Raw genomic sequence first — 19,238 nt, forward strand, 5'->3', positions numbered from 1 at the left:
TGCGGCCCACAGTGCGCGCACAGCGGTCCTCCTCTAGATGCTCACGGTATGAAGTCGGGCGGTCACGCTCCCGGCACCGTACCGGTAGGCCGGATGCAGGAGAAGGCTCGCCCTGATGCCTTATCGGTTCCTTGATGGCCCCGGTTGAGTGATCGCCGTCACTGAACTGTGATGCGGGCGAGTACCAAACTGGCCCCGGAAAGGCCTGCCACCAGCACGGTTCCGGTGAGATGCCACGTCGGAGCGTCACCCGAGCAGGTGAACACCTCGGTGAAGCGTTCTGTGGAGCAGGTGACGAACGGGACCGAGGAGAGGGCGATGGAGGCGGCGGCCACGCCGCCTAGCAAGGCGCTGCCGAAGGTGCGCATCAACGGGAATGCGGCGTTGGCTGTGCCTACTGCTGCGATGGCGAAGAGGAGTGGGACGGGTCTGGGGAAGAGGCCGGTCAGCGCGCAGCCGACCATCAGGACGCCGAGCACGGCCTGGCCGATCCTCGCCTGTGTCGCCACGGCGAGGACCCTAACAACTCCGTAAGCTCTTTTCGGTCCGGTTTGCGCCAGTATTTTCGGTATGCGCCAGCGTCGTTTCCTGATTCCCGTCTCAGTTCTCGTGGTCGTCGCACTCGGGGTGGGGTTGTACCTCTTCCAGCCGTGGCGGCTGCTCACGGTTCGCGAAACGCATGAGGCGTTGCTCGTGCCACCGGCGGCCGCCCAGACCACCGCCCAGAGCACCACTCAGAGCGCCGCGCAGGTGCCCAGCAGTGCGCCCGTCGAAACGCCGAAGGAGGTCGCTGCGGGCGAGTGGCGTTCGCTCGAACACGCGACCACCGGTAAGGCGAGCCTTATCAAGCTGCCTGGTGGCGCGCATTCGGTCCAGTTCGCCGGACTGAACACCAGCGACGGCCCTGACCTGTACGTTTACCTGTCCCCGCACGCGTCGAGTTCGGCGGAGAAAACGTTCGGTCAGGGATTCACCAGCCTGGGCAAGCTGAAGGGAAACCGTGGCGACCAGGTGTACGAAATCCCCGCCGCGGTGGACGTGTCCGCCATTCGGAGTGTTGTCATCTGGTGTCAGCGGTTCAGTGCCGGCTTCGCCGTTGCACCGTTGGAACAAGCCTGAAACACAGGCGCGAGAAGCTAAAGCACAGGTATTGACTTTCCTGGTCTAGACCACATAGCGTCTGCGCTCACAACACCACATCGTCCCTTGCCGATGGGCGTGCGGAAGCCCCGTTGGCAAGGAGTACGGCTCACTGGGTGGGCCACACCGGCGGTGACGCGACTCCAACTCTCCCCGGAGCCGCGCCACCGCCGGTGGCGTTTACTGTGGGTCGTGCACTCCAGGACGGTGGCGATCCACTACGTGCGCGCGGCGCTGCGCGCGTGCCCGGAGCCGTCCGCCGTGCTGCTCGGTGCGGGGATTCCGGCCAGCCTGCTCGCGGACGACCGTGCGCGCGTCACGCCCGCCCAGTACACGAAGTTCATCCAGACGCTCTGGGAAGTCCTCGACGACGAGTTCATGGGCTTCGGGCCGCGACCGTCCAAACGCGGCACGTTCGCGATGATGTGCCTGCTCGCCGTGCACTGCCCGGACCTCGAGTCGGCGCTGCGCAGGGGACTCCAGTTCTACGCGCTCTTCGACCAGCCGCTGGATCTCGAACTCGACGAAGGCCGCTTCACGCTCGACGTGCCGGGCGACCCCGACCACTTCCTCACCGAGTCGCTGCTCGTGCTGTGGCACCGGCTCTCGTCGTGGCTCATCGGCCGCCGCATCCCCTTGCAGAGCGCCGAGTTCGCCTACGCGGAACCCGCGCACGCCGCCGAGTACCACCTGATCTTCGGGTGTCCGCTGCGGTTCGGGAGCACGCGGACGACCATCGAGTTCGACCCGAAGTTCCTGCGCATGCCGGTCGTGCAGGACGAGGCGGCGCTCAAGCGGTTCCTGCGGCACTCGCCCGCGGAGCTGTTGTCGCGCAGGGACCACGGCGCCGACACGGCCGGGCACGTGCGCAGGCTGCTGGGCCGCGGCGTCACCGGGCTGGAGGCGGTGGCGGCGCAGCTGGGCGTCTCGGCGCCCACGCTCAGGAGAAGGTTGGCCGGGGAGGGGACGTCGTTCCGCGAGGTGCGCGAGCAGTTGCTGCGCGACCAGGCGGTCGCGTCACTGGTGCGCGGCGGGGAGTCGGTGGAGGAACTGGCGCTGCGCCTCGGGTTCTCCGAGGCGAGCGCCTTCCACCGGGCCTTCAAGCGGTGGACCGGCTCGTCGCCGGGCTCCTACCGCGCCTGACTCACCAGTCCCACGAGTCGCCGGCGACCGTGTCGGTGGTGGGCAGCAACGTGTCGATCGAAGCCGGGCCGGCCAGGGCGAGCATCACGGCCGCGGCGGACACCAGTGTGGCGAAGAACTTCTTCATGCCGACGAGCATGCGGCCGCCCCGAGGACGGCCGCAAGCTCTTCAAAACGTCCCAAAACCTCAGAACTTGTCGCGCTCCCGCAGCGAAGCCGGCGGACGGAACCGCTCGCCGTACGTGTCGGCGAGGTAGTCCGCCCGCTCCACGAACGCCTGCACGCCGTAGGAGTTGACGAACTGCAACGTGCCTCCACTCCACGGCGCGAACCCGAACCCGAAGATCGAGCCGATGTTCGCGTCCGCCACGGACGTCAGCACGCCCTCGTCCAGGCACCGCACGGTCTCCAGCGACTGCACGAACAGCAGCCGGTCGCGCACGTCCTGCTCGGACACTCCCGCGTCGGCCTTCGCGAACCGAGTCGTCAGCTCCGGCCACAGGAACTTCTTCGAGCCGTCCGACGGGTACTCGTAGAAGCCCGCCCCCGTCGACTTCCCGCTGCGCCCCAACGACACGAGCTCGCGGATCAGGTCGTACGCCGGGCTGTCGCCCACCAGTGACGGGTCGTCGGCGAGCGTCTGGTCGTGGATCTTCAGCTGCAACGACAGCGTCACCTCGTCCGAGACGGCCAACGGCCCGACCGCCATGCCGGACTTCTTGGCCACGTTCTCGATCAACGCCGGCGCCACGCCCTCGGCCAGCATCGTGATCGCCTCGATCACGTACGTGCCGAACGTCCGCGAGGTGTAGAAGCCGCGCGAGTCGTTGACCACGATCGGCGTCTTCCCGATCTGCCGCACGTAGTCCAGAGCGCGCTGGAGAGTCTCCTCGGACGTCTTCTCGCCCCGGATGATCTCCACGAGCCGCATCTTCGGCACCGGCGAGAAGAAGTGCAGACCGATGAACCGCTCCGGCGCCGTCACCGCCGACGCGAGCCCGGTGATCGGCAGCGTCGAGGTGTTGGACGCGATCACGGCGTCTCCCAACGCCTTCGCCTCCGCGGCCGGCAGCACCTTGTTCTTCAGCTCGCGGTTCTCGAAGACGGCCTCGATGATCAGGTCGCAGCCCTCGAGGTCGTCGTCGGAGTCGGTCGGCGTGATGCCTTCCAGGCCCTGAGCGCCCTTCTGAGCGCCTTCGAGGCTGACGTCCTTCAGCACCACCTCGATGCCCGCCTTCGCGGACACCTCGGCGATTCCGGCGCCCATCATGCCCGCGCCCAGCACGCCGAGCTTGCTCACGCGGCGGCCGGTGGCGGACGCACGGCCGTTGACCTCGTTGAGGTTGAACCAGAACGCCGTGATCATGTTCTTGGAGACCTGACCGGAGGCCAGTTCCACGAAGTAGCGGCCCTCGATCTTCAACGCCGTGTCGAAGTCGACGTAGGCACCCTCGACGGCGGTCGCCATGATCTTCTCCGGCGCCGGGTACACGCCGTGCGACTTCTTGCTCAGCACGGCCGGAGCCGCCGCCAGCAGGCCGTAGCTGTTGGGGTCACCGAACTTCAGGTCCGGCACGCCCGCGCCCTGCACGTCCCACGGCTGCGCCGGCGCCGGGTTCGCCTTGATCCACGCGACGGCCTCGGAGAGCAGCTCCTCGCGGGTGTCGACCACCTGGTGCACGATTCCGGCCTGCAGCGCGCGTTCCGGCCGCAGCTGCTTGCCCTCCATGAGCAACGGCAACGCCTTCTGCACGCCGAGCAGCCGCACCATGCGCGTGACGCCGCCGCCACCGGGCAGCAGGCCGAGCGTCGCCTCGGGCAGGCCGACGCGGATCTTGTTGTCGTTCAGCACGATCCGGCGGTGCGAGGCGAGCGCGATCTCGAACCCGCCGCCGAGCGCGGACCCGTTGATCGCCGCCACGACCGGCTTGCCGAGCCTCTCCAACCGGCGGAGCTGCGACTTGAGCTCCTCCACGCCCTCCAACGCCTGCGCGGCGTTCTCCGGCGTGATCGCGATCAGCACGTTCAGGTCGCCGCCCGCGAAGAAGGTCTTCTTGGCGGACGTGATGATCACACCGGTGATCTCGTCGGCTTCGAGCTTGGAGACCGCGTCGCCCATCAGGTCGCGGTACTCGTCGTTCATGACGTTGGCGGAGCCGGACATGTCCATCGTCAGCGTGACGATGCCGTCGGAGTCCTTCTCATAGTGGAAGGTGCCAGATGAATTAGACACAGCTCAGACCCTCTCGATGATCGTCGCGATGCCCATGCCGCCGCCCACGCACAACGTGGCGAGCCCGCGGCGCAGGTCCCGGCGCTCCAGCTCGTCGAGCAGGGTGCCGAGGATCATGCAGCCGGTGGCGCCGAGCGGGTGGCCCAGCGCGATCGCGCCGCCGTTCACGTTGACCTTGTCCTCGGGGATGTCCATGTCCCGCAGGAACTTCAGCACGACCGACGAGAACGCCTCGTTGACCTCGAACAGGTCGATGTCCTCGACCGAGAGCCCGGCCTTGTCCAACGCCTTGCGCGCGGACGGCGCCGGTCCGGTCAGCATGATCGTCGGCTCGGTGCCGACGACCGCGACGGACACGATCCGGGCGCGCGGGGTCAGGCCGAGGGCCTTGCCTGCCGCAGCGGACCCGATCAGCATCGCGGCGGAACCGTCGACGATCTGCGACGAGTTGCCCGGCGTGTGCACGTGCGAGATGCGTTCGACGGTGGGGTAGCGGTCGATCGCGACGGTGTCGTAGCCGAGGTCGCCGTGGAACTGGAAGCTCGGCTTGAGCCTCCCGAGAGACTCCACAGTGGACTCGGGACGGATCGTCTCGTCCTCCTTGAGCACCACCGTGCCGTTCTGGTCGACGACCGGCACGACCGACCGTTCGAACCAGCCGTTCTTCTGCGCCTCGAACGCGCGGGCGTGCGACCGGGCGGCCCAGGAGTCGACGTCGGTGCGGGAGAAGCCCTCCAGCGTCGCGATCAGGTCGGCCGAGACGCCCTGCGGCACGAACGACAGGTCGAAGTTCGTGGCGGGGTCGATCGCCCACGCGCCACCGTCGGAGCCCATCGGCACGCGCGACATCGACTCGACGCCGCCCGCCACCACCAGGTCCTCGAACCCGGACGCGACCTTGGCCGCGGCGAGGTTCACCGACTCGAGGCCCGACGCGCAGAAGCGGTTGAGCTGCACCCCGGCCGGGCGCTGGTCCCATCCGGCGGCCAGCACGGCGGTGCGGGCGATGTCGCCGCCCTGCTCACCGAGCGGGGACACCACGCCGAACACGACGTCGTCCACCGCGGAGGTGTCGAGGGAGTTGCGTTCGGACAGCGCGCGCAGCACACCGGCGGCCAGATCGACGGGCTTGACGCTGTGCAGCGACCCGCGCTTCCCCTTGCCGCGCGGCGTGCGCACCGCGTCGAAGATCAAGGCTTCGCTCATGACACCACGCTAGGCCTGGCCGGGAGAGCTGGCCATGACCGTAGAGGGTGACCGATTAGCTCACCCGGAACTCCATGTGCTGCGGCTCGTCGACGTCCACGAACCCCAGCCGCCGGTAGAGCCGCCGCGCCGGCAGGTTGTCGTCCCAGACCTGCAGTCGCACGACCTTCCAGCCCTCCTCCGCCGCCCACGTCAGCACGGTCCTGACCAGGGCTTCCCCGACGCCGAGGCCGCGGTGGGAGTCGCGCACCCACATCGAGTAGAGGTAGAGGCCCTCCGGCTTGGCGGTCGCGGCGACCAGGGCCACGGGCTTCGGGTCGAGCGCGACGAGCTTCAGGCCTTCCCCGGCCCGTTCCCGCCACTCGTCCTCGGTGTAGGCCTGTTCGCGGGCCAGCGTCGACCCGAACTCCGCGGGGTCGCTTCGCAGCGCTTCCAGGCGGACGTCGCGCCAGAGCGCCCACTCGTCCGGCTCGACCTGGTGGATGTGCATACCGGTCAGTCTGGACGACCGGGGTGGGAATTTCGCTCAGTTTTCGGCGGTCGCACTGGCGCGGCGGTCATGGCGTGGATCACCTCCCGGTGGTTTCGTGGACCGCATGGCAGAGCGTCGATCGCGGTGGATGGACAGCGACCTGGACCAGTTGCGCCAGCTCGCGCGCACGTTCTTCGAGAAGGAGGTCACGCCGAACGTCGAACGCTTCGCCGAGCAGAAGCAGGTCGACCGCGACCTGTGGCGCAAGGCCGGTGAGCTCGGGCTGCTGTGCCTGAGCATCCCCGAGGAGTACGGCGGTGGCGGCGGCACGTTCGCACACGAGGCCGTGTTGTTGGAGGAGCAGGCACGGGCGGGCGACAGCGCGTGGGGCAACAGCGTCCACAGCGGCATCGTCGCCCACTACCTCAACTCCTACGGCACCGAAGAGCAGAAGCTGCGCTGGTTGCCGAAGCTCGCGTCCGGTGAGTACGTCGGCGCGATCGCCATGTCCGAACCCGGTGCGGGTTCGGACCTCCAGGGCATCCGGACGAAGGCTCTCAAAGACGGCGACGAGTACGTCATCAACGGCTCGAAGACGTTCATCACCAACGGCGTGCACGCGGACCTCGTCATCGTCGTCGCCAAGACCGACCCGACGCAGGGCGCCACCGGCATCTCGCTGCTGGTCGTCGAGAACGACATCCGCCGCGGCCGCGTGCTCGACAAGGTCGGCATGAAGGGCCAGGACACGGCCGAGCTGTTCTTCGACGACGTGCGCGTGCCCGCCGCGAACCTCCTCGGCGGGCAGGAGGGGCTCGGGTTCGTCCAGCTCATGCAGCAGCTGCCGCAGGAACGCCTGATCATCGGCGTCTGCTGCATCGCGGGCATCGAGGCGGCCACCGAGCTGACGTTGAAGTACGTGAAGGAGCGCACGGCGTTCGGCAAGGAGCTGATCAAGTTCCAGAACACCCGGTTCAAGCTCGCCGAGTGTGCCACCGAGGCGGCCGTGACCAGGGCGTTCATCGACGAGTGCATCGAGAAGCACCTGCGCGGCGAACTGGACGTGCCGACCGCGGCGATGGCGAAGTGGTGGGCGAGTGACCGGCTGAGCAAGGTCGTCGACGAGTGCGTGCAGCTCTTCGGCGGCTACGGCTACATGACCGAGTACCCGATCGCACGGGCCTGGTCCGACGCCCGCGTGCAGCGGATCTACGGCGGCACGAACGAGATCATGAAGGAAATCATCGCGAGGTCCTTGTGAGCGGCCCGCTGGCAGGACTGCGGGTCGTCGAACTCGCCGGACTCGCGCCCGCGCCGTTCGGTGCCATGGTGCTGGCCGACCTGGGCGCGGACGTGATCCAGGTGCACAAGCCGGGGAGCCGGTCGACCGTCCCCGGCGACTTCCTCACCCGCTCGCGGCGGTCGATCGCGGTGGACACCCGCAAACCCGAGGGCGCCGAGCTGGTCCTGGCCCTGGTCGAACGCTCGGACGTGCTGATCGAGGGGTTCCGGCCGGGCGTCACCGAACGGCTGGGCATCGGCCCGGCCCAGGCCCTCGCCCGCAACCCGCGCCTTATATATGGGCGCATGACCGGCTGGGGCCAGGACGGGCCGCTGGCAGACCGGGCGGGACACGACATCAACTACATCGCCGTGGCGGGCGCGCTGGAGCCGTTGGGACGGGCCGGCGGGCCGCCGTCGTTCCCGATCAACCTGCTCGGCGACTTCGGCGGGGGAGGCCTGCTGCTGGCCCTCGGCGTGCTCGCGGCGCTGTATGAAAGGGAACGCTCCGGGCGTGGCCAGGTCGTGGACGCCGCCATGGTCGACGGGGCGGCGTTGCTGACGACGTTCCTGCACGGCATGCGGTCCGCGGGCATGTGGTCCGGCGGGCGCGGCGAGAACATGCTCGACGGTGGAGTGCCGTTCTACGACGTCTACGAGGCGGCCGACGGGCGGTACGTCGCCATCGGCGCGTTGGAGGAGAAGTTCTACGCCGACCTGGTGCGCGTGCTCGGCCTGGAGGACGCACCTTCACGCAACGACCCGGCGAACTGGCCTGAGCTGCGCGAACGCATCGCGGCGGCGGTGAAGACCCGGCCCCGGGACGAGTGGGCGGACCTCGCGCGGGACACGGACGCGTGCCTGGCGCCGGTGCTCACCCCGGCCGAGGCGGTGAATCACCCGTACAACGCAGCCCGCAACACTTTCGTGGACGTGTCCGGTTCGTCGCATCCGGCCCCCGCGCCCCGGTTCGACCGCACTCCTGCGGCGATTCCGACGGCACCTGTTTCGACCGGAACGAACACCGACGAAGTGCTTGCCGACATGGGTGTGGCGGACGAGCGAATTATGGAACTGCGGCGGTCTGGAGTAATTGGATGAATGCTCGGGTGCGCATTAAAGGCGCCACGAAGGCGTGACGGTGCGTGATGGGCCGTGTTCGGCATCCGGGTGAGCCCCGGTGCAACAGTCCTGCTTCCAAGCTGTGGGATGCGAGGGAGTCCGTGTTCACCTCGTGCCCAGGACATCGGCGCAGTTGAGGCCTGTCTTTAGCCGCCATTCGGGTGACGTTGGCCGCTGTGCAGGCGTGTGCCGCAGGCAGAACCCGGGGAGAGTTTGGCGTGGTCGTTGTTCATCGGCCGGGTGAATGAGGGACCATGACGGGTGACACGGGCGGTCCGCCGCCTGACCGGTGAACCACACGGACGGAGAGGTACCTGTGAACCTCAAGAAGGTGCTAGTGCTGGCGGGCGTCGCGCTGGTGCTGTTCCTCCTGATCACCCAGCCCGAGCAGTCCGCTTCGGCGGTCCAGCAGGTCCTCGGCTGGCTGCGTCAGGGCGCGGAGTCGATCATCACCTTCGTCAGGAGCCTCTTCGGGACGGCCACCCCGCTCAGCTAGTGACAGTCGGTGATCCTCGACCGTCTGCGTTGAGCCGGACGGGTGGAATGCGACCAATCACGCACTGGTAACGGGTGTTCTGGGGATTCAGGGTCTGGCGATTGTCAGACCTACCGAATACCTTCCGCTGCAATGGCCGATCCCCGACCGACGAGGAGGCACATATGGTCGAGGACTCCGGGGTCCACGAGCTGTTGCAGCAGTGGGCGGCTGAACGGTCTGATGACGCAGAGATGCAGGAGGTGAACCGGATCAAGAACGCGTGGCTCGCGGAGGCTCCCCCCTCGGCGCCTGGCATCCCCGTCCAGCGGGGCGGCAGGAGTGGGTCGCGTGGCTTGGTCAAGGTCGACTCGGCGGATCCGGCCTACGTGGCCGCGATGCGCAAGCGGGCGCCGGAGGCACCCGAGGCGATGCTCGCCGCCGCGGCGAGCTACTGGCAGTTGGTGGGCGACGTCGCCGAGGCCGAGCAGTGGTGGGACGCGGGCATCAGCCCGTTGGACCAGCGCGCGCTCGACTACCGCGCGGCCGGCCTCACGCCTGCCGATCTCGGGAGGCGCCTGGGACCGATGACGGTTCTCCAGCACCTTCGTCGTGGCTCTGCCGCGGCCTGGTGTGTTGCTCGTCTGCGGAGGCAGCGCCGGGACGGCGTGGCGTAGTTGGGAAACGGGCTGTCGGAGGCGGCAGCCCCGTAACCAACACCCCTCAAACGGGCGGCCTCCGTGCGGGAGGCCTCACCCAAGTAGTGTGGAGGTCGTGCGCGGCCTCCTTACTCCCCAACGTGTGCTGATCGCGTTCGCCTGTCTGGCGGCGCTGATCGTCTGTTGCGGGCTCGCCTGGTGGCAGTGGCAGCGCTTCGAGTCCGCCAGCGGCACGTTCCAGAACCTGGGCTACGTGCTGCAGTGGCCGCTGTTCGGCCTCTTCCCCCTCTTCATGGTCTGGCGCTTCCGCAAGCTCGCGCGCGAACGCCGTGACGAGGCTCTCTCACCCGAGCCGGTTGCACCCGCTCCCAGGCAGGAAAGTACGGTTGTCGCCGTCAAACCCGCGCCTGTCGAGCACTTCGACGATGACGAAGACGCGGAGCTCGCGGCCTACAACCGCATGCTCGCGGACCTCAACGCGCGGGACGGTCGTTGAGCGAAGGCGGGCAGATGAAGGGTGCGTTGACCCGGTTCAGGGTCATGGCTTACGTGGTCGGAGTCTTCCTGCTGCTCCTGGTCGTGGCGATGGTGCTCAAATACGCCGCGGACATGGGCGGCGCGATGAAGGTCGTCGGCCCGGTCCACGGCTTCCTCTACGCCATCTACCTGGTGATTTCCGTCGACCTGGCGCTGAAGCTGCGCTGGTCCATCAAGGGCACGGCGCTGGTGCTGCTCGCCGGCACGATCCCGTTCCTGTCGTTCTGGGCGGAGCGCAAGGTGGTCGAGAAGACGGCGCAGGGCGTGCCGCTGTGACGTTTGGCCTGCTAGCGTCTGGGGCTACCAACTGAACACGGCCGTCGATGTCGCGCGGGAGAGTCCCCTTCAGCGGGGACACCGTAGGAGCAACTCCTCCCCGGAATCTCTCAGGTACAGGTACCGCGCGACGCAGGCAACTCTGGAAAGCAGGCTCCCCGGGAGCCTCGCCCACGGTGCAAGCCACGCTCGTCGTGGTGAAGCTCTCAGGCTCATGACAGAGGGGGAGGCTCGCTCTAGTGAGGAGTCTCCGATGGACCGTGTCATTCTTCTGATGCCTCAGCCGGCCGCGTCCGGCTCTTCGGCGCACCCTGGAGGAGCGTTCTGATGTCCCGCCTCACGCCTCTGAACGCCGAGCACGAGCAGCTCGGCGCGATGTTCACCGACTTCGCGGGCTGGCGGATGCCGCTGCGCTACTCGTCCGAACTCGCGGAGCACCACGCCGTGCGCCAGACCGCCGGACTGTTCGACCTCACGCACATGGGTGAGATCGTGCTGACCGGTCCGCAGGCCGGCGTGGCCCTCGACTTCGCGCTGGTCGGCCACATCTCCGCGCTGGCCGTCGGCAAGGCCCGCTACACGATGATCACCCAGGCCGACGGCGGCGTGCTCGACGACCTGATCGTGTACCGCCTCGGCGACGAGGAGTTCATGGTCGTCGCGAACGCCTCCAACGCTTCAATGGTGGCTGAAGCGCTGGTCGAGCGCGCCGCCGGGTTCGATACGGTCGTGACGGACAAGTCGACGGACTACGCGTTGATCGCGATCCAGGGCCCGAAGTCGGTCGAGATCCTGTCGGGGCTCACCGAGACGGACCTGGCGACGGTCAAGTACTACGCCTCGTACCCGTCGAAGGTCGCCGGCGTCGACGCGCTGCTGGCCCGCACCGGCTACACCGGTGAGGAGGGCTTCGAGCTGTTCGTCGCGCCCGCCGACGCCGGTGCCGTCTGGGCGGCGTTGCTGGAGGCCGGCGAGGCGCACGAGCTCAAGCCGTGCGGTCTCGGCTGCCGCGACACGTTGCGCCTCGAAGCCGGGATGCCGTTGTACGGCAACGAACTCACCACGTCGCTCACGCCGTACCACGCCGGTCTCGGCCGCGTCGTGAAGCTCGACAAGCCCGGCGACTTCGTGGGCCGCGACGCGCTGACGAAGGTGTCGGAGTCCGATGTGGACTCGGTCCTGGTCGGACTGAAGACGCCCGAACGTCGTGCCCCGCGCCACGGTTACGCGGTCCTCAACGGCGACGACGTCGTAGGCGAGGTGACGTCGGGCGCGCTGTCCCCGACCCTCGGCTACTCCGTCGCCATGGCCTACGTGAACAAGGCCAGTGCCGAGCCCGGCACCCCACTGCTGGTCGACGTCCGCGGCAAGAAGCAGCCGGTCGAGGTCGTCGCACTTCCGTTCTACAAGCGCGCCAAGTAGGGAGATCTTTCCGATGTCCGACCAGTTCAACGCTTCCCTCGCGGAGTACGACCCCGAGGTTGCGCAGGCCGTGGCGGCCGAGCTGGCGCGCCAGCAGGGCACGCTCGAGATGATCGCCTCGGAGAACTTCACCCCCGTGTCGGTGCTCCAGGCCCAGGGCTCGGTGCTCACCAACAAGTACGCCGAGGGCTACCCGGGCCGTCGCTACTACGGCGGCTGCGAGCACGTGGACGTCGTCGAGCGCCTCGCCATCGAGCGCATCAAGTCGCTCTTCGGCGCGGGCTTCGCGAACGTCCAGCCGCACTCCGGCGCCCAGGCCAACGCGGCCGCCATGTTCGCGCTGCTCCAGCCCGGCGACACGATCCTGGGCCTGGACCTCGCGCACGGCGGTCACCTGACGCACGGCATGCGCATCAACTTCTCCGGCAAGCTCTACAACGTCGTGCCGTACCACGTCTCCGACGGTGACGGCCGCGTCGACATGGCCGAGGTCGAGCGCCTCGCCCAGGAGCACCGCCCGAAGCTGATCGTCGCGGGCTGGTCCGCCTACCCGCGTCAGCTGGACTTCGCCGAGTTCCGCCGCATCGCGGACTCGGTCGAGGCCTACCTGATGGTCGACATGGCGCACTTCGCGGGCCTCGTGGCCGCGGACCTGCACCCGTCGCCCGTGCCGCACGCGCACGTCACGACGACCACGACCCACAAGACCCTCGGCGGTCCGCGTGGTGGCGTGATCCTGTCGAACGAGGCCGACATCGCCAAGAAGATCAACTCGGCGGTGTTCCCCGGTCAGCAGGGCGGTCCGCTGGAGCACGTGATCGCGGCGAAGGCCGTGGCGTTCAAGCACGCCGCGTCGCCCGAGTTCGCCGACCGCCAGCGCCGCACACTGGAAGGCGCGCGCATCCTGGCCGACCGCCTCTCGCAGGCCGACGTGGCCGCGGCGGGCGTGAAGGTCCTCACCGGCGGCACGGACGTCCACCTGGTCCTGGTCGACCTGGTGAACTCCGAGCTCGACGGCAAGCAGGCCGAGGACGTGCTGCACCAGATCGGCATCACGGTCAACCGCAACGCCGTGCCGAACGACCCGCGTCCCCCGATGGTGACGTCGGGTCTGCGCATCGGCACGCCGGCGCTCGCGACCCGCGGGTTCGGCGAGGTGGACTTCACCGAGGTCGCCGACGTGATCGCGGAGGCCCTCAAGCCGGGTGCCGCGATCGACGAACTGCGGGCCCGCGTCGAGGTTCTCGCGGCCAAGCACCCGCTGTACTCCACGCTCTGATCTGCTCTCAGACGAGAAGGGGCGCCACCCGCGGTTCGGGTGGCGCCCCTTCTCGTTACCCCGGAGCGAAAACGACGGGAACCCCGGCCCCTTCCCCAGGGCCGGGGTGTCACCGTGTCAGGGTGTGTCTTTCAGATGGACCGTCCTAACGGGACTGTGGGGTGTTACGCAGCGGGCGCCACGACCGTTCCAGGCGGGAGGCACTCCACGTTGCGCTTGCCGTCGGGCTGAATCACGAACCAGGTGTTGCCGATGCCCTGGCCGGCCCACTTACCGGGAGCCGGGTCCTTCGAGTAGGTGTAGAGAGCCCAGCCGTCGATGGCGACCTGCTTCTTGCCGTCGGCGCGGGTGATCAGCGACACCAGCTTCGAGTCGACGCCTTCGAGCTGCGGAACCGTGTCCGACAGCACCGGCGGCCACGTCACGGCGCACTGGTCGTTGCAGTTGGACTTGCCTTCGGGCTTCGGGACGTCCTTGTCGAAGCGGTAGAGGGTCCGGCCGTCGCCGTCCTGGACCACGTTGCCCATCTTCTCGACGGCCTTGCCCACCAGCTTGATCGAGCTCACCGGCGCTGCGGCCGGGGGCTGCGCCTGCTGCTGCGCGGGAGCTTCCGGGGCCTGCTGCTGCACCTGGGTTTCGGGCGCCTGCGCGGGCTCCTGGAGTACCGGGGGCTGACCCACGTCGCCGTAGTCACCGAGGACGCCCAGGTCGGTTTCGGTCTGTGCCACCGGCTTGGAGTTGCTCGAGCCACTGCCCGTGGCGCTCCAGACACCCAGACCCAGCACAACTGCCAGTCCCGCGGCGAGCCCGATGGCGATGCGGTTACGTCGGATCACACTCATGTCCTCCTTGTCCATCCGTTCGCTCTATCGAGGCCATACGGCCGGGGTTGCGTCTCGGTTCAGAAACGAACCGAACCTCTTGCTGTCTCGAACGTCAGGCGGAGTCAGGTCACGCAGGAGGTGCAGGGTGGTCGTCGCTGGTCAGCTGGCGGGAATGGCCGAACGGGTGCTGGGCGCGCCGTTGCCGATCGGAATTCGGGCGTGGGACGGGAGCGTGGCGGGTCCGCAGGACGGGACGGTCCTCGTGATCCGCTCCCGCGACGCGCTGCGGCGGCTCGTGTGGAGTCCGAACGAGCTGGGCCTCGCGCGTGCGTACGTGAGCGGGGAGCTCGACGTGGAGGGCGACCTCGCGTTCGGTCTCTCGCAGGTCTGGGGCCTCGTGCGCCGAGGCGTCACGCGCCGGCCGAAGTTGTCGGAGGTCGTGAAGCTCGCGATGAAGCTGAAGGTGCTCGGGCCCAACCCGGACGCGCCGAAGGAGGAAGCCCGGCTGAGCGGGGCGCTGCACTCGAAGGGTCGCGACCGTGATGCCATTTCGCACCACTACGACCTGAGCAACGACTTCTACCAACTCGTGCTCGACCCGAGCATGGCCTACTCGTGCGCGTACTTCACTTCCGCGGACGAGCCGGTGGCCCAGGCCCAGCACAACAAGCTCGACCTCGTCTGCCGCAAGCTCGGCCTGGAACCGGGCATGCGCCTGCTCGACGTGGGCTGCGGCTGGGGTTCGATGATCATCCACGCGGCGAAGCACTACGGCGTGCACGCGACCGGTGTGACGATCTCGGCCCAGCAACGCGCGCACATCCTCAAGCGCATCGAGGCCGAGGGCCTCACCGGCCGGGTCGAGGTGCGCCTGCAGGACTACCGCGAGGTGCAGGACGAGCCGTTCGACGCGATCTCCACGATCGAGATGGGCGAACACGTCGGTGAGAGCAACTACCCGACCTACGCCGCCACCCTGCACCGGTTGCTGAAGCCCGAGGGACGCCTGCTGCTGCAGCAGATGTCGCGGGGCCACAACGCACCCGGTGGCGGCGCGTTCATCGAGTCCTACGTGGCCCCGGACATGCACATGCGTCCGGTCAGCGCCACGACCGGCTTCCTGGAGGCCGCCGGACTGGAGATCCGTGATGTGCACGCGCTGCGCGAGCACTACGTTTGGACCGTGCGCGCATGGGCCGACACCCTCGAAGAACGCTGGGACGAGGTCGTCGCACTCGTGGGCGAAGGCCAGGCACGAGTCTGGCGCCTGTACCTCGCGGGTGGCGCGCTGACGTTCGAGGAGGGACGGATGGGCGTGGACCAGATCCTCGCGGTGCGCCGCAGCGAGAACGGCCGCAGCGGCATGCCGCGCGTGCGCCGTGAGCTGGTGGCCGGATGAGCTTCCTGATCACGCTGATCGCCGTCCTGGCGTTGCTGAGCGGGCTCTTCCTCTACGCGGACTCCCGCAAGCGCTACGACCTCATCGACTCGGTGTGGGGTCCCGGCTTCGCCGTGATCGCGGTGCTCACCCTGGTGCTCGCGGACGGCGACCTGACCCGGCAGCTGGTCGTCACCGCGCTCACGGTGATCTGGGGCGTGCGCCTGGGCGTGCACATCCACTCGCGCAACCGGGGCAAGGACGAGGATCCGCGCTACCAGGACATCCTGAAGCGGGCCAAGGGAAATCCGCGTCTGCGGATGTACCGGGTCTACCTGCTCCAGGCCGTTCTGATGTGGATCGTCTCGCTCCCCGTCCAGGCCGCGCAGCACCTCGACGCACCTTTCGGGGTGCTGGACGTCCTGGGCGTCGCGCTGTGGGTCGTCGGCTTCGTCTTCGAGGCCGTGGGGGACTGGCAGCTCTCGCAGTTCCGCGCGGACCCGGCGAACAAGGGCGCCGTCATGGACCGCGGGTTGTGGCGCTACACCAGGCATCCGAACTACTTCGGTGACTCGGTCGTGTGGTGGGGCCTCTACCTGTTCGCACTGCACTCGTGGCTGGGCGCGGCGACGATCATCGGCCCGCTGGTCATGACGTGGCTGCTCGCGAAGGGCAGCGGGAAGCCGTTGCTGGAGAAGGACATCGTGTCGCGGCGGCCCGGCTACGCCGAGTACGTGCGGCGCACGAGCGGGTTCTTCCCGCTGCCGCCGAAGAGCAAGGTGAGCTGATCGGGTGCCGGCGGCGGGTGACTCCTGCCGCCGGCGCACGTCACAGGTGCCGCGTGCCTGCGCGGGTTAGTGTGGCCGGGTGGGCAATGACATCTCGTTTCCGCGCCAACAGGCGCGCACCCAGCGGTTCACCGTCGGCGCACCGAGGACCTTCGCGGTGTCGGCGGACGGCGGCCGCGTCTTCTTCCTGCGCCCGGCCACGGCCACGAGCCGTGCGAACGGGCTGTGGGAGCTGAACACCTCCACCGGGGTCGAGCGGTTGCTCGCCGACCCGGCGGCGCTGCTGTCCGACCCCGAGGACCTGCCGGCCGAGGAGAAGGCGCGCCGCGAGCGCACTCGGGAGTCCGGCGCGGGCATCGTCGGGTACGCGTTGTCGCGGGATGCCTCGGTGGCCTCGTTCGCGTTGTCCGGGCGGCTGTTCGTGGCCGATCTGGTCGACGGCACGGCCCGGGAGTTGCCCACGCGGGGTGGTGTGATCGATCCGCGGGTCGACCCGACCGGGCAGCGCGTGGCGTACGTCACGCGCGGCACGCTCCGGGTGGTCGAGCTCGCGTCGGGTGAGGACTACGCCGTCGCGGTGCCGGACGGTGAGGACGTCACGTTCGGGCTGGCCGAGTTCATCGCGGCCGAGGAGATGTCGCGATACCGCGGGTACTGGTGGGAGCCGAACGGCACTCGTCTCATCGCCGCGCGCGTCAACAACTCCGAGGTGCAGCGCTGGTACATCGCCGACCCGGCGAACCCCGGCACGGCGGCCACCGAGATCGCCTACCCGGCGGCGGGCACGGCCAACGCCGAGGTGTCGTTGCACGTGGTGTCGCTGGACGGCACGTTCGTGCCGGTGCTGGTCGAGTTCGACTACCTCAACGACGTGCACTGGTCGTCCGGTGGTGCGCCGCTGATCGTCACGCAGACCCGGGACCAGCGCACCCGTCGCATCTACACCTTGACGCCCGACACGGGTGCCGTCACCGAACTCGCGGTCGAGACCGACCCGGTGTGGCTCGAGGTCACCGACGGCGCCCCGGCCTGGACGCCGGACGGCAGGCTCGTGCGGATCGTCGCGAACGGCGACGAGTACGCGCTCCAGGTGGGCGACGACGTGGTGACGTCCGGCCTGCAGGTGCGCCGGGTGCTCGACGTCCAGGACGACTCGGTCCTGATCGCCGCGTCCGAGGACGACCCGACGCAGACGCACGTCTACGAGGTCGGCCAGAAGACCGAGCGGCTGTCCACTGAGGACGGTGTGCACTCGGCGATCCGGGGCGGTCGAACGGTTGTCAGGGTGTCGGCCACTTTGGACACTTATGGCGCGAGGGCTGAGGTCAACGGCCACGTGATCGAGTCGTGGGCCGACACTCCGGTCATCAAGGCGAGCCCGCGCATGCTCACGCTGGGGGAGCGGGAACTCAGGGCCGCCCTGCTGCTGCCGAGCGGTCACGTCCAGGGGACCAAGCTGCCGGTCCTCATGGACCCGTACGGCGGCCCACACGCCCAGCGCGTCGTCTCGGCCCAGAACGCCTTCCTGGCCTCGCAGTGGCTCGCCGACCAGGGGTTCGCGGTCATCGTCGCGGACGGTCGCGGCACGCCGGGCAGGGGCCCGAAGTGGGAACGCGAGATCGCGTTCGACTTCGCCGGCGCGACGCTCGAAGACCAGGTCGACGCCCTCGAAGCGGCGGCGAAGATCGAGCCCGACCTCGACCTCACCAGGGTCGCGATCCGCGGCTGGTCCTACGGCGGGTACCTGTCCGCGCTGGCCGTCCTGCGCCGCCCCGACGTCTTCCACGCGGGCATCGCGGGCGCCCCGGTGACCGACTGGCGCCTCTACGACACGCACTACACCGAGCGCTACCTGGGCCACCCGGACGACAAGCCCGAGGTCTACGACACGAACTCGCTCATCGACGACGCGGGCAAGCTCTCCCGCCCGTTGATGATCATCCACGGCCTCGCCGACGACAACGTCGTGGCCGCGCACACCCTGCGCCTGTCGAGCGCCCTGCTGGCCGCGGGCCGCCCGCACACCGTGCTGCCGCTCTCGGGCGTCACGCACATGACCCCGCAGGAACAGGTGGCCGAGAACCTGCTGCTCCTGCAGGTCGACTTCCTCAAGCAGTCACTGGCGTAAAGAAAACGGGGCGCTTCCCCGAGAGGAAGCGCCCCGTTCAACACCGATCAGGCCAGCGACTGCCGCACCCGGTACGGCGGAATGCTGTTGCCCACCAACGCCAGGTCGTCGATCGACTCCGGCTGGTACCCGGCCGTCGCCAACCGCTCGACCATCAGCGCGGTCGGGTCCTCGACGACGTCCGCGCGCCCGAACAGGTACGCCCACTCGTGCTCGTCGGAGCCGTAGTACGCGACGGTGTCGAACACCTCGTTGAACCGCTGCCACGAGCGGATCAGCGTGGTGTTGCGCCACATCGTCTGGCAACCGGACTGGTTGACGACGACGCCACCGGGACGCAGCAACGCCTTGCACATGCGCAGGAAGTCGGCGCCGTACAGACGGTTGTGCTGCGCCTCCTCCTCGCGCTCGTCAGGCAGGTCCACCAGCACGATGTCGTACTTCTCCGACGTCGTGCGGATGTACTCGAACCCGTCGATGTACTGCACGCGGATGGGGCCTTCGCCCTTCTCCGCGAGAGCCAGTTCCTCGACCGTGTAGCCGTACGGCAGGTGCTCCGCGCACAGCTTCACGGCCTGCTCGTCGATGTCGATGTGGTCGACGACCGACGCGCCGTGCTCGACGGCCATCTGGCACACGACGCCCTCGGAGGAGCCGATGACCAGCACGCGCTCGACGGTGTCGGCCAGCAGCAGCGCCGGCACCATCAGGGCCTCGTGGTAGGTCAGCTGGCTGAACTCCGTCGACTGCCGGTCGTCGTCGCAGAACAGCGACAACCCCTGGGCGGTGCGGGCGATCACCAGGTGCTGGAAGTCGGTCTTGGTGTCGACCAGCACCTCGTCCACGCGCCAGTGGCGGGTCATGCCCTCGGCGAG

General features: G+C 68.6%; 20 protein-coding genes and 2 riboswitches. Of the genes, 13 read left to right on the forward strand and 7 right to left on the reverse strand.

Annotated elements, in window-relative coordinates; all coding sequences use genetic code 11:
• Positions 1 to 158 precede the first annotated feature (158 nt).
• Complete coding sequence (locus tag JNUCC0626_RS43760) at positions 159 to 509, reverse strand: hypothetical protein (RefSeq protein ID WP_191302757.1); 351 nt, start codon at positions 507 to 509, stop codon at positions 159 to 161.
• Between the two features lie 61 nt (positions 510 to 570).
• Here JNUCC0626_RS43760 and JNUCC0626_RS43765 point away from each other — a divergent pair, with 61 nt between their 5' ends.
• Positions 571 to 1,119 (forward strand): DM13 domain-containing protein, encoded by a 549-nt coding sequence (locus tag JNUCC0626_RS43765; protein WP_394616501.1) that lies wholly within the window; start codon positions 571 to 573, stop codon positions 1,117 to 1,119.
• A 213-nt stretch (positions 1,120 to 1,332) separates the two neighbouring features.
• Entirely contained in the window at positions 1,333 to 2,283 is a 951-nt protein-coding gene (locus JNUCC0626_RS43770; RefSeq protein WP_394616502.1) for an AraC family transcriptional regulator, read from the forward strand.
• A gap of 1 nt (position 2,284) precedes the next feature.
• On the opposite strand, the gene JNUCC0626_RS43775 is transcribed toward JNUCC0626_RS43770, so the two are convergent.
• The 4 genes from JNUCC0626_RS43775 to JNUCC0626_RS43790 form a co-directional block, all read right to left on the reverse strand.
• Positions 2,285 to 2,410: a hypothetical protein gene (locus JNUCC0626_RS43775; RefSeq protein WP_394616503.1), complete on the reverse strand. Its 126-nt coding sequence runs from the start codon at positions 2,408 to 2,410 to the stop codon at positions 2,285 to 2,287.
• Positions 2,411 to 2,470: 60 nt separating this feature from the next.
• Complete coding sequence (locus tag JNUCC0626_RS43780) at positions 2,471 to 4,453, reverse strand: 3-hydroxyacyl-CoA dehydrogenase NAD-binding domain-containing protein (protein ID WP_394622236.1); 1,983 nt, start codon at positions 4,451 to 4,453, stop codon at positions 2,471 to 2,473.
• Positions 4,454 to 4,519: 66 nt separating this feature from the next.
• Positions 4,520 to 5,722 carry an acetyl-CoA C-acetyltransferase gene (locus JNUCC0626_RS43785; protein ID WP_394616504.1) on the reverse strand — a complete coding sequence of 401 codons (1,203 nt, stop codon included), beginning with the start codon at positions 5,720 to 5,722 and terminating at the stop codon, positions 4,520 to 4,522.
• 55 nt (positions 5,723 to 5,777) lie between these two features.
• Positions 5,778 to 6,212 carry a GNAT family N-acetyltransferase gene (locus tag JNUCC0626_RS43790; RefSeq protein WP_394616505.1) on the reverse strand — a complete coding sequence of 145 codons (435 nt, stop codon included), beginning with the start codon at positions 6,210 to 6,212 and terminating at the stop codon, positions 5,778 to 5,780.
• 106 nt (positions 6,213 to 6,318) lie between these two features.
• Here JNUCC0626_RS43790 and JNUCC0626_RS43795 point away from each other — a divergent pair, with 106 nt between their 5' ends.
• The 8 genes from JNUCC0626_RS43795 (at position 6,319) to glyA (ending at position 13,245) form a co-directional block, all read left to right on the forward strand.
• Positions 6,319 to 7,455: an acyl-CoA dehydrogenase family protein gene (locus JNUCC0626_RS43795; protein ID WP_394616506.1), complete on the forward strand. Its 1,137-nt coding sequence runs from the start codon at positions 6,319 to 6,321 to the stop codon at positions 7,453 to 7,455.
• Positions 7,452 to 8,576 carry a CaiB/BaiF CoA transferase family protein gene (locus tag JNUCC0626_RS43800; protein WP_394616507.1) on the forward strand — a complete coding sequence of 375 codons (1,125 nt, stop codon included), beginning with the start codon at positions 7,452 to 7,454 and terminating at the stop codon, positions 8,574 to 8,576. The genes JNUCC0626_RS43795 and JNUCC0626_RS43800 overlap by 4 nt, the downstream gene beginning before the upstream one ends.
• 337 nt (positions 8,577 to 8,913) lie before the next feature.
• The gene (locus JNUCC0626_RS43805) at positions 8,914 to 9,093 is read left to right on the forward strand and encodes a hypothetical protein (protein ID WP_266041674.1); all 180 of its coding nucleotides are present in this window, start codon (positions 8,914 to 8,916) and stop codon (positions 9,091 to 9,093) included.
• Between the two features lie 164 nt (positions 9,094 to 9,257).
• Complete coding sequence (locus tag JNUCC0626_RS43810) at positions 9,258 to 9,749, forward strand: helix-turn-helix transcriptional regulator (protein ID WP_382439946.1); 492 nt, start codon at positions 9,258 to 9,260, stop codon at positions 9,747 to 9,749.
• A gap of 124 nt (positions 9,750 to 9,873) precedes the next feature.
• Positions 9,874 to 10,227 (forward strand): hypothetical protein, encoded by a 354-nt coding sequence (locus JNUCC0626_RS43815; RefSeq protein ID WP_394616508.1) that lies wholly within the window; start codon positions 9,874 to 9,876, stop codon positions 10,225 to 10,227.
• Positions 10,228 to 10,241: 14 nt separating this feature from the next.
• Entirely contained in the window at positions 10,242 to 10,544 is a 303-nt protein-coding gene (locus JNUCC0626_RS43820; RefSeq protein ID WP_363776122.1) for a DUF3817 domain-containing protein, read from the forward strand.
• Between the two features lie 45 nt (positions 10,545 to 10,589).
• Positions 10,590 to 10,680: riboswitch (glycine riboswitch) on the forward strand.
• A 1-nt stretch (position 10,681) separates the two neighbouring features.
• A riboswitch (glycine riboswitch) is annotated at positions 10,682 to 10,772 on the forward strand.
• Positions 10,773 to 10,871: 99 nt separating this feature from the next.
• Positions 10,872 to 11,966: a glycine cleavage system aminomethyltransferase GcvT gene (gene gcvT / locus JNUCC0626_RS43825; protein ID WP_394616509.1), complete on the forward strand. Its 1,095-nt coding sequence runs from the start codon at positions 10,872 to 10,874 to the stop codon at positions 11,964 to 11,966.
• A 13-nt stretch (positions 11,967 to 11,979) separates the two neighbouring features.
• The gene (gene glyA, locus JNUCC0626_RS43830; RefSeq protein WP_394616510.1) at positions 11,980 to 13,245 is read left to right on the forward strand and encodes a serine hydroxymethyltransferase; all 1,266 of its coding nucleotides are present in this window, start codon (positions 11,980 to 11,982) and stop codon (positions 13,243 to 13,245) included.
• 164 nt (positions 13,246 to 13,409) lie between these two features.
• Here glyA and JNUCC0626_RS43835 read toward each other — a convergent pair whose 3' ends face one another.
• Positions 13,410 to 14,087, reverse strand: coding sequence for a COG4315 family predicted lipoprotein (locus JNUCC0626_RS43835; protein ID WP_394616511.1), 678 nt, complete (start codon positions 14,085 to 14,087; stop codon positions 13,410 to 13,412).
• A 154-nt stretch (positions 14,088 to 14,241) separates the two neighbouring features.
• On the opposite strand from JNUCC0626_RS43835, the gene JNUCC0626_RS43840 reads away from it, so the two are divergent.
• The 3 genes from JNUCC0626_RS43840 (at position 14,242) to JNUCC0626_RS43850 (ending at position 18,363) form a co-directional block, all read left to right on the forward strand.
• Positions 14,242 to 15,468, forward strand: a complete 1,227-nt coding sequence (locus JNUCC0626_RS43840) for a class I SAM-dependent methyltransferase (RefSeq protein WP_394622237.1) — start codon at positions 14,242 to 14,244, stop codon at positions 15,466 to 15,468.
• Positions 15,465 to 16,235 carry a DUF1295 domain-containing protein gene (locus JNUCC0626_RS43845; protein WP_394616512.1) on the forward strand — a complete coding sequence of 257 codons (771 nt, stop codon included), beginning with the start codon at positions 15,465 to 15,467 and terminating at the stop codon, positions 16,233 to 16,235. The genes JNUCC0626_RS43840 and JNUCC0626_RS43845 overlap by 4 nt, the downstream gene beginning before the upstream one ends.
• Before the next feature lie 79 nt (positions 16,236 to 16,314).
• The gene (locus JNUCC0626_RS43850) at positions 16,315 to 18,363 is read left to right on the forward strand and encodes a S9 family peptidase (RefSeq protein ID WP_394616513.1); all 2,049 of its coding nucleotides are present in this window, start codon (positions 16,315 to 16,317) and stop codon (positions 18,361 to 18,363) included.
• 47 nt (positions 18,364 to 18,410) lie between these two features.
• Here JNUCC0626_RS43850 and JNUCC0626_RS43855 read toward each other — a convergent pair whose 3' ends face one another.
• Positions 18,411 to 19,226 (reverse strand): spermidine synthase, encoded by an 816-nt coding sequence (locus JNUCC0626_RS43855; RefSeq protein ID WP_394622238.1) that lies wholly within the window; start codon positions 19,224 to 19,226, stop codon positions 18,411 to 18,413.
• Between the last annotated feature and the right edge of the window lie 12 nt (positions 19,227 to 19,238).

Origin of the sequence: Lentzea sp. JNUCC 0626, assembly GCF_043632865.1 — a bacterium.
In the GTDB taxonomy this organism is placed as follows: domain Bacteria; phylum Actinomycetota; class Actinomycetes; order Mycobacteriales; family Pseudonocardiaceae; genus Lentzea.

Coding starts and splice junctions, on each gene's coding strand:
- JNUCC0626_RS43765 (WP_394616501.1), top strand. CDS start 571: ATGCGCCAGCGTCGTTTCCTGATTCCCGTCTCAGTTCTCGTGGTCGTC.
- JNUCC0626_RS43780 (WP_394622236.1), bottom strand. CDS start 4,453: ATGGACATGTCCGGCTCCGCCAACGTCATGAACGACGAGTACCGCGAC.
- JNUCC0626_RS43840 (WP_394622237.1), top strand. CDS start 14,242: ATGGCCGAACGGGTGCTGGGCGCGCCGTTGCCGATCGGAATTCGGGCG.
- JNUCC0626_RS43790 (WP_394616505.1), bottom strand. CDS start 6,212: ATGCACATCCACCAGGTCGAGCCGGACGAGTGGGCGCTCTGGCGCGAC.
- JNUCC0626_RS43810 (WP_382439946.1), top strand. CDS start 9,258: ATGGTCGAGGACTCCGGGGTCCACGAGCTGTTGCAGCAGTGGGCGGCT.
- JNUCC0626_RS43820 (WP_363776122.1), top strand. CDS start 10,242: ATGAAGGGTGCGTTGACCCGGTTCAGGGTCATGGCTTACGTGGTCGGA.
- JNUCC0626_RS43835 (WP_394616511.1), bottom strand. CDS start 14,087: ATGAGTGTGATCCGACGTAACCGCATCGCCATCGGGCTCGCCGCGGGA.
- gcvT (WP_394616509.1), top strand. CDS start 10,872: ATGTCCCGCCTCACGCCTCTGAACGCCGAGCACGAGCAGCTCGGCGCG.
- glyA (WP_394616510.1), top strand. CDS start 11,980: ATGTCCGACCAGTTCAACGCTTCCCTCGCGGAGTACGACCCCGAGGTT.
- JNUCC0626_RS43795 (WP_394616506.1), top strand. CDS start 6,319: ATGGCAGAGCGTCGATCGCGGTGGATGGACAGCGACCTGGACCAGTTG.
- JNUCC0626_RS43855 (WP_394622238.1), bottom strand. CDS start 19,226: ATGACCCGCCACTGGCGCGTGGACGAGGTGCTGGTCGACACCAAGACC.
- JNUCC0626_RS43785 (WP_394616504.1), bottom strand. CDS start 5,722: ATGAGCGAAGCCTTGATCTTCGACGCGGTGCGCACGCCGCGCGGCAAG.
- JNUCC0626_RS43845 (WP_394616512.1), top strand. CDS start 15,465: ATGAGCTTCCTGATCACGCTGATCGCCGTCCTGGCGTTGCTGAGCGGG.
- JNUCC0626_RS43775 (WP_394616503.1), bottom strand. CDS start 2,410: ATGAAGAAGTTCTTCGCCACACTGGTGTCCGCCGCGGCCGTGATGCTC.